The sequence below is a fragment of the uncultured Rikenella sp. genome, from assembly GCF_910579375.1.
Lineage (GTDB): Bacteria > Bacteroidota > Bacteroidia > Bacteroidales > Rikenellaceae > Rikenella.
In genome coordinates this window covers 17,438-29,071 of record NZ_CAJTUJ010000018.1, presented here as the reverse complement: position 1 = coordinate 29,071, position 11,634 = coordinate 17,438, and the positions used below count along the sequence as shown (strand labels likewise).

Genomic DNA, 11,634 nt, shown 5'->3' with positions numbered 1-11,634 from the left:
GCAATCTGCACCCCTGCTACTTTCCCCTGCAAGGCATTCGCCGGGCTCAAAGTATTGGTACGTGCCAATTCGTCGCCTTTGACGGTAGAGGTGGCATAACCCAGCGAGCGGTTTTGCTTACGTCCCCCCAAGGCAGTCACCGTCACCGCCTCTGTCTGCAAAGCATCGGGCTGCAAGGTAACATTGATGGTCGATTTCCCTGCTACAGGAATCTCCTGTTTACGCATCCCGGCATAGCTAAAAACCAGCGTGGAATTAGCTACCGATGCGTTGTTGATGGTGTAAGAACCATCGGCCGAGGTCAAAGCACCGATGGTCGTACCTTTGATCTGTACGACTACACCTGCGAGTGGTTGCCCGTCTTCCGAAGACTTGACCACGCCGCTCACCCGGCTCTGCGCGAAGGCTGTACCGCCTACCAGCAGACCCAGGATCAACAATGTTAACAGTCTAATTTTCTTCATATAAAAACATTTAGTTGAAAAGGGTTAATATTGTTTACGACTTGAGTTTCCGTCAGGTTCCACTCCTAACTATCGACAAATATAGACTCTTCTACCGAGATAAAAAAACTTTTTCTCGCGAATTTCACTTTTCGCCCACTCCCTCCGGAAGACGAACCGGACGACCGTTTTGTTTTGAAATAAATTCCAAAACTTAATCCTTTCGGATTCAACCGTATCAACTCCGTTCGATCGGTCATCGGCCACAAACCGAACGAAAAGCCGTGTTTTTTCTAAAAAAAATCGTCAAACCCGCTCCACCAGCTCGCGGAGATAACGCCAGACTTTCGCCACGGCAGTCACCTCGACCCGTTCGGTCGGAGAGTGGACTCCCCGCAAAGTCGGCCCGGTCGAAATCATATCCAGCTGCGGATAGCGCGTCAGAAAAAGACCGCACTCCAGACCGGCATGGATTGCCCTGATTTTCGGATCGTTACCAAACAACTCGCGATAGATTTCCGCCGCACGCCGCACCAACGGCGAGTCGGGATTGGGCGTCCATCCCGGATAACCGTCCGTATGCCGCACCTCGGCTCCCGCCAAAGCGAAGACCGCCGCCACCCGATCCGCAATGTCGCGTTTGGCGCTCTCCACCGAGCTGCGCTGCGAGGTCGTTATCACCACTACCCCCTCTTCGGGCATCTTGACCGACGCCAGATTGGTCGAAGTCTCGACCAGACCGGGCATCGAACGACTCATCGCCATCACTCCGTGCGGCAGGGCATATAACAAATCCAGCAACCGCCGCTGCACCTCCATCGGCAATAGGTGCGTCGGGTGCTCCGTAGCCGGTTGGAAGGTGAATTTCATCGAGGTTTCGGTCTGTTTGAACTCCGCAGCGATCTCTTCGGCCAGCCGCCGGAACAGTTTTTCAGCCTCAGCCGTGCGCCCGACAGGAATCGCTGCCACCGCCTCTGCTTCGCGCGGAATCGCGTTCCGCAAATTCCCTCCGTCGAAACGGGCAACCCGCAGTCCCCACTCACGATCCAGATTCCACAACAACCTGTTCAATAGCTTATTAGAGTTCGCAAACCCCTTTTCGATGTCGTCGCCGGAGTGGCCGCCGTGCAGCCCGGAGACACCTATATAATAATAGGTATAATCGTCTTTCGCTCCGCGCGCCTCGGGGGTATAACGCAGGGTGGCAATGGTATCGATCCCGCCGGCGCAACCGATAAAGAGTTCGCCTTCGTCTTCCGAGTCGAGATTGATCATCCGAGTGCCGGTCAGCATCCCGTCGCCGAGGTTCATCGCACCGGTCAGCCCCTGCTCTTCATCGACGGTAAAGAGAGCTTCAATCCGGGGACAGGAGAGGTCTTTGTCGATCAAAACGGCCATCTGCAAGGCCATCCCGATCCCGCAGTCGGCCCCGAGGGTAGTCCCTTTAGCTTTCACCCACTCGCCGTCCACATAGGCGTCGATCGGATCGTTCTCGAAGTCGATCCGGACGTCGGCATCTTTCTCGCACACCATGTCCATGTGGCTTTGCAAAATCAAGGCGGGCTCGTCTTCACGACCGGACGAGGCGGGGCGAATCAATACGATATTCCCTTTTTCGTCCCGCTTGCTCTCCAAACGGTGCTGGCGGGCAAAGTCTTCAACGAATGCCTGTATCCGGCTCTCTTTCTTGGAGGGCCGGGGCACGCGGGTGATCTCTGCGAATATTTCCCAAACAATCTGCGGCTGCAATGATCCTATTTCCATCTTTTTCGTATTTTTAAACATTCTTTATATCGTGTCTACCCGCATGGAACTGCCGCTTTTTGGAAAAAGCGGCACCAAAAACTTTTATGACAGCTACGCTACGCCCCAGGCTCCGCAGTCCTCAGTCTTCGTGACTGCTTTTGGGTCGGGGCAACGGCGCGCATGGGGTTGAGCTCGCATTAGCGCGCCGTTCGCTCCCGGCCCAAAGAAAGTCCGAGAGTTGGGCTGCCGGCAGCTTTAGGATGCGTAAGCATCCTCCAAAAGTCTTTTGGGTACCTTTTCTTCAGAAAAGGTACGGTTCGAGGCGGGACAAAGAGCGATAAACAAACAGTTAAAAGTACGAAATAAAGATGAAAAAGATGCGCATTGGAAACGGCTTCGACGTGCACGCCTTGCAAGAGGGACTGCCCATGTGGTTAGGCGGCATCCGTATTGAACATAATAAAGGGTTCGTAGCCCACTCAGACGGCGATGTGCTGATCCACGCCCTGTGCGACGCCCTGCTCGGCGCCCTCGCCTTGGGAGATATCGGACTGCATTTCCCCGATAATTCACAAGCATTCAAAGGGATAGACAGCAAGATTCTGTTACAGAAATGCGTCGGGCTGGTGCATGAGAAAGGATTCGAAATAGGGAATGTCGACTGCACCATACTGGCACAGGCGCCGAAACTGCGGCCGCATATCGACCGGATGCGGGAGACGCTGGCTCCGATTTTGGGAATCGCCGTCGAAGGAGTATCTGTCAAGGCGACGACCACCGAGCGGCTTGGGTTCACCGGCCGGGAGGAGGGAGTGGCAGTCTATGCCACGGCACTGCTCTACCGAAAATAGAACCAATCACCCAACAAAAAAGGAGCGGGGCATCTTGAATTTCAAGATGCCCCGCTCCATAAAGGTATAAAGGCAAAGCCTATTTAACCGTATTCATGTGCTGAATGAGTTCAACCACCTTATTGGAGTAACCCCATTCGTTGTCGTACCACGAAACGACCTTCACGAAACGCGGCGTCAGCTGAATCCCGGCCTTTGCGTCGAAGATCGAAGTCCGTGCATCGCCCAGGAAGTCGCTCGAAACGACAGCGTCTTCGGTATATCCGAGGATACCTTTGAGTTCGCCTTCCGAAGCCTCTTTCATGGCTTTGCAGATTTCGTCGTAGGTCACATCCTTGGCCAGGTTACAAGTCAGGTCGACTACCGACACATCCAGAGTCGGTACGCGCAGCGACATCCCGGTCAGTTTCCCGTTGAGCGCCGGAATCACCTTACCTACCGCCTTGGCAGCACCGGTCGAAGAGGGGATAATGTTGCCCGCAGCAGCCCGGCCACCACGCCAGTCTTTCATCGACGGCCCGTCTACGGTCTTCTGGGTAGCGGTGGTCGAGTGCACGGTGGTCATCAACCCGTCTACCATACCGAATTTGTCGTTCAGCACCTTAGCGATCGGCGCCAGACAGTTGGTCGTACAAGAAGCGTTCGACACGATGGTCTGCCCTTTGTATTCCTTGTTGTTCACCCCCATCACGAACATCGGGGTGTCGTCTTTCGACGGAGCCGACATCACAACCCGCTTAGCCCCCGCCTGAATGTGTTTTTCAGCGAGTTCCTTGGTCAGGAACAGCCCGGTAGATTCAACGACGTATTCAGCCCCCACTTCGTTCCATTTCAGGTTTGCCGGGTCTTTTTCAGCGGTCACGCGAATGGCGTTGCCGTTCACGACCAGTTTCCCGTCTTTCACATCGATGGTACCTTTGAACTGACCGTGCATGGTGTCGTATTTGAGCATATACGCCATGTATTCCACCGGCACGAGGTCGTTGATCCCAACGATTTCGATGTCGTTTTTGGTCATTGCGGCCCGGAACACCAAGCGGCCGATACGGCCGAAACCGTTGATACCTACTTTGATTTTAGACATAGTTGTGTGTGTTTATTGTGTTTGTTCAGAAATCCGGTCTCATCGCCGGGAAGAGACTCCCCGAATCCGAGTGCAATTTTAATCATTTTTTCAAATCTGCGCAATTTTTGGGGCCCGTTTCTTCATCCGCGGGGCTAAAAACCGCCCTTTTCCGCTATAACCGCTCGTCCACCAGATAGTGGTTCCGCTCCGGCGCCGAGCGGTTGACCATCTCGCCGAGGAAGCCGGCCAGGAAGGTCTGCACTCCCAGCCCCACTGCCAAAAGGGCGATATAGAAGAGCGGCTGGTCGGTCACCGGCCGCAGGGGCAGCCCGTGATGCTGCAGCCAGAGTTTCTCGGCGATCAGCCAGACGGTGATCACCAGCCCGACCAGAAACATCACGGTCCCGAGTCCTCCGAAAATGTACATCGGCCGCCGCCCGAAACGGGTCATGAAGAGCACTGTCAGCAGGTCGATATAGCCCTTGATCATCCGCTCCCAGCCGAATTTCGAGACGCCGAACTGCCGCGCCCGGTGCTGTACGACCTTCTCGCCGATACGCCGGAACCCGGCCTGTTTGGCCAGTATCGGGATAAAGCGGTGCATCTCGCCGTACACCTCGATCGATTTGACCACCTTTTTCTTATAGGCCTTGAGTCCGCAGTTGAAGTCGTGCAGCCGGATTCCGCTGGCGCGCCGCGCCGTCCAGTTGAAAAACTTCGACGGCCAGGTCTTCCCGATCGGGTCGTACCGTTTGCGTTTCCAGCCCGACACCAGGTCGTACCCCTCCGCGGTCACCATCCGGTAGAGTTCCGAAATCTCGTCGGGCGAGTCCTGCAAGTCTGCGTCCATCGTAATCACCACATCGCCCTGCGCCGCGTCGAATCCGCAGTACAGGGCGGGCGACTTCCCGTAATTCCGCCGGAAGCGGATCCCCCGCACCTCCGGATATCGCTCCCTGAGTTGCGTAATGACCGTCCACGACCCGTCCGTCGAGCCGTCGTCCACGAAAATCGCTTCGTAGGAGAAGCCGTTCTCCGTCATCACCCGCGCCACCCACTCCATCAGCGGCACGAGCGACTCTTCTTCGTTATATACCGGAATGACCAGCGAAATATCCATAACCCTCACTATTGCTTATTGATTAACCCGATACCGCACCACCGCCGACGTAAACAGCGCCACGAAACCGCCCTGCAATACCATAGCGAGAATCCCGCTGACAACCATAAACGGCAGACTGTGCATCAATTCCATGAGTTCGCGCCCCTCCTGCACTGTGAGCATGCCGGCCTGGAGATAGACCGCCAGCGCCTGTTCGAACGTCCGCCCGAAATAGACCGGATCGACCACCTCCAGCAGGAGAAAGATACCCGTACCGTAAATAATCCCGCTCAGCAGACAGATCCACAACGAGAAACCGAACGCCTTCCCGTACGTAAATCGCGCTCCCCGCAACGCCGCCCCGCGACGTCCGTAGATCACCAGCACGGCAACCAGCACCGCCAGCGGAGCGACCGCCAGCAACAGACCGACCCACCCCGCCTGAGCCCGCACTCCCCGCAAAAGGTACTCCAGCCCCATGAGCGCAAACAGAGCCAGCCCCAATACCAAGCCGCCCGTCATCCATTCGGCCCGATATTTCGATTTCCAGTTCGGATCGGGCATCGGCCGATCCATCGCCTCCGTCGAACGTTCCTGTTCTTCCATGAAAATCCGATTTTTAAAATTCCAGTTCCCGCAATCCCTTCCGCACCACTTCGACTTCGCCGTCCTGCGTGCAGTCCACCACGGTCGAGGCATGCACGTCGCCCATCCCGCCGTCGACCACAGCCTCCACTGCCGCATAGCGTTCGTGAATCAGCTCCGGATCGGTGATGTATTCGATCTCCTCGCCCACATCATCCGTCCGCACCGAAGCAGTCACCAGGGGCATCCCCAACTCCCGCACGATGGCCTGCGCGATCGAGTTGTCCGGAATCCGCACGCCGACCGTCCGCCGACCGACCATCACCCGCTCCGAAATGCGCGACGAGGCGGGCAGGATAAAGGTAAACGGTCCCGGCAGATTGTATTTCAGGAGTTTGAAGACCCGGTTGTCCACCTTGGCATACTCGGCCACCTCGCCGATTTCGGAGCAGACAATGGACATCTCGGTCGAATTTTTCCCGCCGCGGATCGTCCGCAGCCGGTCGATGGCCTTCGGCTGATCCAGCGCGCACCCCAAGGCATAGACGGTGTCGGTCGGATAGACGATCACCCCGCCGTTCCGCAACAGCTCGACCACCTGCCGCACGGTACGTTCGTTGGGGTTTTCGGGATAGAGTTTGATAATCATAGGGTACAAAGTTATCACATTTTGCCGACGGGGGAGCCGACTGCCACTAAAAAAGCCCTGCGCGCCCCGACTGGGACATGCAAGGCCTCTTTCCTCTAATGGCGCGGCGCGAAATGCGTAGCCGCCATTCACTGTCCGGCGGCAGGTCGAACCGCACGAACCGTTTGTTCGAAACGTGTAGCGGCCACCTCCGTACCACTCGCCGGTTTATACATATCGACGATCCGAAGCGAATCGTCCAATAACAGCAAAATCGGGGTATTGACATATTTCAACTCCCGACGGAGCAAGTCTCCCCGATCGGTATAAATATAATCATAATAGCCATAGCGTTGCTGCGCCTCGGAGACATTGGCATCGATAGCCACCGTGACATACGGCACCCCCTTGTTGCGCAGCCGCTCCACTGAGGCAAATCCGGCATCCAGACAACTGCCGCAGTCCATGCCGTGGTAAATCAGCAACACACAATTATCCGACGGGACATCGTCCGGGGCCATTATCCTGGCCAAAGAAGAGATTCGCTTCCCCACCAGAAAGTCACGGATCATCGCCTCGTATTGCAGGTACGCCGTATCCTGAACGTACGGCTCATCGACCGTCGACCGGGAAGGGCCGCCGCAGGCCCATAAAAAGCCTGCGCTCAGCAAAAGTATAAGGTTTCGGCACATGGACGGTCAATGTTTCGGGAGCGGATACCGCTTGATCGACGACGACTTCGGCACAAATCCGTAGATATAGTCGTCGGTTACACAAATTTTCAACACCCAATCCGGAAAATCATACTGCCGCACCCATTCTGCACCCCCGTGCGACAAATCGAACTCCAACAATGCCGAATGATCCAATTTGTCATTCACATAGACCGAAGCGAGAATATACAAAGCATCTTGATGCAGGTAAGAGTCTAAAAATATCAGATAAAAGCTATCGGGCGACGACGCTATCGTCCGATCATTGGCCATTTTCCGATACATAGCCTGCACCACAGGCACCGAAGAAATATCCACCGATTGTTCCAATTCCCGAGTTCCCGCATGATATATTTCAATCACTGGAATAGACATGGGAACTACCACCAACCGATCACCCCAAAGATGGACACCCCGTTCATTTTGTCGTTTTGTTTTATTCGGATGCCCAAAATCCGCAGTCCGACCGAACCAATTCAACTGCCCTGATTTACGATCGTAATCTATCAGAGCTTTCCCCGCAACTCCTTCCGGATAAGTATAAAAGAGATTGCCGGCATTCGTAGCGAACCGGTAATTGAGCGGTATCTTCCCATCCGGATTTTCAGAGCCGCAGAACTGCCCGTCAGTAGTAAAACGCAGAATCCGCATTTTGGTCACATCTCCGACAAAAATAGTATCCTTCGAGATCACAAAATGCTCGATATAACCAAAATCCTGAGGCCCATGCCCCTGCATGCCGATCGTCTTCAACAGATTCAGGTTCGAATCCAGCCGAAATATCTGACAGCGTTTCCGGTCAGACATGTAAATATCTCCATCGTATTCACCGACACAAGGGATACTGCTGAAAAACGACGAATCGGACAATCGATTCATCACTTTATCCGACATCAGATCGACAACTTCCCGCTTTTCCAAATTAGCGCACGAAACCGACAAAAAAATCCACACCCATAATAGGTAGAATTTACTTTTCATGTTCCAACAAATTAAAATCTGTTAGATATTAGATCAACAGGGGAAATCATTTAATTTTAGTAACAACCAGCACCCACTACTCCATCGCAAATCACCGTTTTATACCCCCCAGAAGATGTGGTCGACTCACAAGATGTTTGACCATTACATTTTATGGTTCCACCTGATTTGCAAGATGCCATCGCAACACAACCATCCGGATTAACCGGATCCACATCCAGTTCCGGACCAATGAGCACCGCCATCGCTTCGATATTAGCCAATGTCAAGTCCGACATCGCTTGTTTCGGCTGCGCCATTCGATAATTCAAATACGCGCCACCCGCCAACAAACCGCCCAACACACCCAAGGCAATCTTTTTAGCTGTTTTTTCATCTTTGTTTTTATTTAAAGGGTTAATAATTTTCATCCGGCACTAATTACCGCCAGATGACATACAAATATAACATATAATTTATCGTTCCGTCAAAATTTCTCGCAAAAATCATCCGCCCCCGCAAAACAAAAAAAAGTGGGTAAGCTACTTGCATCGCACCGCTACAACCGCCTACCCTTGCTGCCTTCCGGCCCTGGGGGATTCAGCAGGAGCTGGTCGTACAAGACTTACCCACGGCGCAAAAGTAAACCTTTTTCCCGATTTACCCAACCCGCTCCGACGATTTTCGTTTTTTCCCTATCTTTGAACCATCACACAAGCGTTACATCTTCAATCCCATGACCACCTCCTACCCTTATCAGCACCCGAGACCCGCCCGCCAAAGCCGAAAACTGGTGGCGATCCTCCTCGTGCTGGTCGCCATCCTTCTCGTCCTCGTCGGCATCTTCGGATGGAAACAGTATGACTACCGGTTCGGCAGCGCCATTGCGCGGAGCGGCGCCGTGAACGTGCCTACCGGCACCTCGTTCGGCGAGCTGAGCCGGATGCTCGTCGACAGCGGCTATGTGCGGAACGGCAGGAAATGGATCGCATACGCCCGGGCTTTCGACCGCGACACCGTTCGTCCCGGCCACTATGCCTTGCAGAAAGGAGAGACTTATCGGGCGGCCTTGTCGGCTTTCAGCTTCGGTCGCCAGACGCCGGTTCGGCTGACCTTCAACAACATCCGGACGATGGATCGACTGGCGGGCGTCGTAGCGAAATATATCGAAGCGGATTCGGCGACCATCCTGCAAACGCTGAGCGACCCGGCGGTCATTGCCGAGACCGGTTTGACCCGGGCGACCTTTCCGTCGCTCTTCATTCCAAATACCTACGAAGTCTACTGGACGATGACCCCGCGCGAGTTCGTAGCCCGGATGCAAAAGGAGCACGACCGGTTCTGGAACGACGAACGGCGGGGGCGGGCCGCAGAGCTGGGATACACGCCGGAGCAGATCGCCACCATCGCCTCGATCGTCGCCGAGGAGACCAACTTCCGGGGCGAGATGACCCAGGTGGCGGGCGTCTACATCAACCGGCTGCGGAAAGGCATCCTGCTCCAGGCCGATCCGACCGTGAAATTCGCCGTGGGCGATCCGACCATCCGGCGCGTGCTGCATAAACATCTGGCCTTCGACTCGCCGTACAACACCTACAAATATGCCGGCCTGCCGCCCGGGCCGATCTGCGTGCCGTCGATCGCGGCGTTAGACGCGACACTGGCCTATGCCGACCGGGAGAACCGGCACGACTATTACTATTTCTGCGCCAAGTCGGACTTCTCGGGACGGCACGCCTTTGCCCGGACACTGCCCGAGCACAGCCGCAACGCTGCGGCCTATGCCGCGGAACTCAACCGTCGCGGCATCCGGTAACACGGAGCCGTTCATCGCAGAAAACCGAAACGAGATGCTGAGAAAAATCCTCTATACCCTGCTCTCGGCCCTGTTGCTCGCCCTGCCCTGGTGGGGGTGCGGCGGGTGGAGCCTTTTTTTCGCCTTCGTACCCTTGCTCGTGCTGGGCGACGAGCGTCCCCGGCTCTACTGGCTCTGGGTAGCGGCGGCGTTTACCCTGTGGAACGTCTCGACCACGTGGTGGGTCGGCATCGCCACCCCGGTGGCCACGTTCGGCATCCCGCTCGGGAGCTTGTTTTTCACCCTGCTCCCTTTCCTGCTCTTCCACTGGCTGCGATTCCGGGTACCCCAACCGGTCGGATGGGCGCTGTTCGTCACACTCTGGATCGCGTTCGAGACCCTTTTTCTGAACAACGAAATCTCGTTCCCGTGGCTGACGCTCGGCTACGGGTTCGCCGACACGCCGCAGGTCGTGCAGTGGTATGAACTGACCGGCGCACTGGGCGGCTCGCTGTGGGTGCTGGTGGGGAATATCCTCTTCTACCGGTTTTGGAAGAACCGGCGCACCGGACGATGGCGGACGGCACTGCCGGCGATTTTGTGGGTAGTCTTACCGGTCGGGGCCTCGCTGATTCGCTACGCCACTTACGAAGAGGGCGGAGAGGCGGTACGGGTGGCGGTGGTGCAGCCGAACATCGACCCGTACAACGAGAAATTCGGCGGTCTGACCTCGACGCAGCAGCGCGACATTATCCTCGGCTTAGCGGAAGGGGCGCCGCGCGACGTGGAGTTCATCCTGACGCCGGAGACCGCTTTCGACGGCGATTTCTGGCTGAACGACCTGGACGACAACGCCGAAATCGACACCTTGCGACGGTTCATGCGGCGTTTCCCGCAAGCGACGCTGGTGGCGGGGGCGACCACGCTGTTGCGTTATGAGGAGGGGATGCCGCACCGGCGATGGACGCGCACCGACCCGCTGTGGGGCATCTCTTACGACGTCTATAACAGCGCATTGGGAATTTCGGCGGCCGATTCGAACGTACAGGTCTATCACAAATCGAAGCTGGTGGTGGGAGCGGAGTTGTTTCCCTATCCGAAGGTGTTCGGGAGGCTGAAGTTTCTGAACATCGACCTGGGGGGGATTTCGGGTTCGCTGGGGATGCAGGAGCACCGGACGCTCATCGTCAATCCCGAAGGGGAGCGTGCGGGAGTGGCGATCTGCTACGAGTCGGTCTACGGGGAATTTTTCACGGAATACGTCCGCCGCGGGGCGCAGGTGATGTTCGTCATCACGAACGACGGCTGGTGGGGCGACACGCCAGGCTACCGGCACCACTTCAGCTATGCGCGGCTGCGGGCGGTGGAGACGCGCCGGGCGATCGCGCGGTGTGCAAACACGGGCATTTCGGGCTTCATCTCTCAGCGGGGGGAGGTGCTCGACCGCAGCCACTGGGACGAACGGGACTTGCTGACGGGCGACATCCGGTCGAACGACTCGCTGACGCCGTATGTCCGCGGGGGGGACTACGTAGCGCGCTTGTCGCTGCTGGTACTGGGGTTGTGCGTGCTCTACTCGGTGGCGTGGCGCTTCCGAAAACGCTCGCTCCTTGATGAATAACTGTTCGTTGGCTGTGTCTACCCGCATGGAACCGTACCTTTTCTGAAGAGCCGAGCGGCGAGGAGGAAAACGAGCGGAGCGAAGTTAAAAAGAACAGTACCCTCCCGATAAGCACAAGCAAAAC

12 protein-coding genes and 1 other RNA gene are annotated in these 11,634 nt (G+C 56.1%); 3 read left to right on the top strand and 10 right to left on the bottom strand.

Features of this window, described 5'->3' with window-relative positions; all coding sequences use genetic code 11:
- Positions 1 to 464: carboxypeptidase-like regulatory domain-containing protein (locus QZ302_RS03310; protein WP_294592465.1), on the bottom strand; the 464-nt coding region annotated here is incomplete at its 3' end.
- Between the two features lie 285 nt (positions 465 to 749).
- The gene (locus QZ302_RS03305) at positions 750 to 2,207 is read right to left on the bottom strand and encodes an aminoacyl-histidine dipeptidase (protein ID WP_294592463.1); all 1,458 of its coding nucleotides are present in this window, start codon (positions 2,205 to 2,207) and stop codon (positions 750 to 752) included.
- A 350-nt stretch (positions 2,208 to 2,557) separates the two neighbouring features.
- Here QZ302_RS03305 and ispF point away from each other — a divergent pair, with 350 nt between their 5' ends.
- The gene (ispF, locus tag QZ302_RS03300; RefSeq protein WP_294592461.1) at positions 2,558 to 3,040 is read left to right on the top strand and encodes a 2-C-methyl-D-erythritol 2,4-cyclodiphosphate synthase; all 483 of its coding nucleotides are present in this window, start codon (positions 2,558 to 2,560) and stop codon (positions 3,038 to 3,040) included.
- Between the two features lie 79 nt (positions 3,041 to 3,119).
- On the opposite strand, the gene gap is transcribed toward ispF, so the two are convergent.
- The 8 genes from gap to ffs all read right to left on the bottom strand — a co-directional run bounded on the left by gap (position 3,120) and on the right by ffs (position 8,725).
- Positions 3,120 to 4,124, bottom strand: a complete 1,005-nt coding sequence (gene gap / locus QZ302_RS03295; protein ID WP_294592459.1) for a type I glyceraldehyde-3-phosphate dehydrogenase — start codon at positions 4,122 to 4,124, stop codon at positions 3,120 to 3,122.
- A gap of 154 nt (positions 4,125 to 4,278) precedes the next feature.
- Positions 4,279 to 5,226: a glycosyltransferase family 2 protein gene (locus tag QZ302_RS03290; RefSeq protein ID WP_294592457.1), complete on the bottom strand. Its 948-nt coding sequence runs from the start codon at positions 5,224 to 5,226 to the stop codon at positions 4,279 to 4,281.
- 15 nt (positions 5,227 to 5,241) lie between these two features.
- The gene (locus QZ302_RS03285) at positions 5,242 to 5,814 is read right to left on the bottom strand and encodes a DUF4199 domain-containing protein (protein ID WP_294592455.1); all 573 of its coding nucleotides are present in this window, start codon (positions 5,812 to 5,814) and stop codon (positions 5,242 to 5,244) included.
- Between the two features lie 13 nt (positions 5,815 to 5,827).
- Complete coding sequence (locus QZ302_RS03280) at positions 5,828 to 6,442, bottom strand: L-threonylcarbamoyladenylate synthase (RefSeq protein ID WP_294592454.1); 615 nt, start codon at positions 6,440 to 6,442, stop codon at positions 5,828 to 5,830.
- A 128-nt stretch (positions 6,443 to 6,570) separates the two neighbouring features.
- Positions 6,571 to 7,113: a hypothetical protein gene (locus QZ302_RS03275; protein ID WP_294592452.1), complete on the bottom strand. Its 543-nt coding sequence runs from the start codon at positions 7,111 to 7,113 to the stop codon at positions 6,571 to 6,573.
- Between the two features lie 6 nt (positions 7,114 to 7,119).
- Positions 7,120 to 8,115 (bottom strand): 6-bladed beta-propeller, encoded by a 996-nt coding sequence (locus QZ302_RS03270; RefSeq protein ID WP_294592450.1) that lies wholly within the window; start codon positions 8,113 to 8,115, stop codon positions 7,120 to 7,122.
- A gap of 56 nt (positions 8,116 to 8,171) precedes the next feature.
- A complete protein-coding gene (locus tag QZ302_RS03265) occupies positions 8,172 to 8,525 on the bottom strand; it encodes a hypothetical protein (RefSeq protein WP_294592448.1) in 354 nt (117 codons plus the stop codon).
- A gap of 101 nt (positions 8,526 to 8,626) precedes the next feature.
- Positions 8,627 to 8,725, bottom strand: an RNA gene (ffs, locus tag QZ302_RS03260) — signal recognition particle sRNA small type.
- A gap of 105 nt (positions 8,726 to 8,830) precedes the next feature.
- On the opposite strand from ffs, the gene mltG reads away from it, so the two are divergent.
- Complete coding sequence (gene mltG, locus QZ302_RS03255; protein WP_294592446.1) at positions 8,831 to 9,910, top strand: endolytic transglycosylase MltG; 1,080 nt, start codon at positions 8,831 to 8,833, stop codon at positions 9,908 to 9,910.
- Positions 9,911 to 9,944: 34 nt separating this feature from the next.
- Positions 9,945 to 11,510 (top strand): apolipoprotein N-acyltransferase, encoded by a 1,566-nt coding sequence (gene lnt, locus QZ302_RS03250; RefSeq protein ID WP_294592443.1) that lies wholly within the window; start codon positions 9,945 to 9,947, stop codon positions 11,508 to 11,510.
- Positions 11,511 to 11,634: the final 124 nt, after the last annotated feature.

What these genes read in the sequence shown, in the direction of transcription:
- QZ302_RS03305 (WP_294592463.1), bottom strand. Translation starts at nt 2,207, where the DNA reads ATGGAAATAGGATCATTGCAGCCGCAGATTGTTTGGGAAATATTCGCA.
- ispF (WP_294592461.1), top strand. Translation starts at nt 2,558, where the DNA reads ATGAAAAAGATGCGCATTGGAAACGGCTTCGACGTGCACGCCTTGCAA.
- gap (WP_294592459.1), bottom strand. Translation starts at nt 4,124, where the DNA reads ATGTCTAAAATCAAAGTAGGTATCAACGGTTTCGGCCGTATCGGCCGC.
- QZ302_RS03290 (WP_294592457.1), bottom strand. Translation starts at nt 5,226, where the DNA reads ATGGATATTTCGCTGGTCATTCCGGTATATAACGAAGAAGAGTCGCTC.
- QZ302_RS03285 (WP_294592455.1), bottom strand. Translation starts at nt 5,814, where the DNA reads ATGGAAGAACAGGAACGTTCGACGGAGGCGATGGATCGGCCGATGCCC.
- QZ302_RS03280 (WP_294592454.1), bottom strand. Translation starts at nt 6,442, where the DNA reads ATGATTATCAAACTCTATCCCGAAAACCCCAACGAACGTACCGTGCGG.
- QZ302_RS03275 (WP_294592452.1), bottom strand. Translation starts at nt 7,113, where the DNA reads ATGTGCCGAAACCTTATACTTTTGCTGAGCGCAGGCTTTTTATGGGCC.
- QZ302_RS03270 (WP_294592450.1), bottom strand. Translation starts at nt 8,115, where the DNA reads ATGAAAAGTAAATTCTACCTATTATGGGTGTGGATTTTTTTGTCGGTT.
- QZ302_RS03265 (WP_294592448.1), bottom strand. Translation starts at nt 8,525, where the DNA reads ATGAAAATTATTAACCCTTTAAATAAAAACAAAGATGAAAAAACAGCT.
- mltG (WP_294592446.1), top strand. Translation starts at nt 8,831, where the DNA reads ATGACCACCTCCTACCCTTATCAGCACCCGAGACCCGCCCGCCAAAGC.
- lnt (WP_294592443.1), top strand. Translation starts at nt 9,945, where the DNA reads ATGCTGAGAAAAATCCTCTATACCCTGCTCTCGGCCCTGTTGCTCGCC.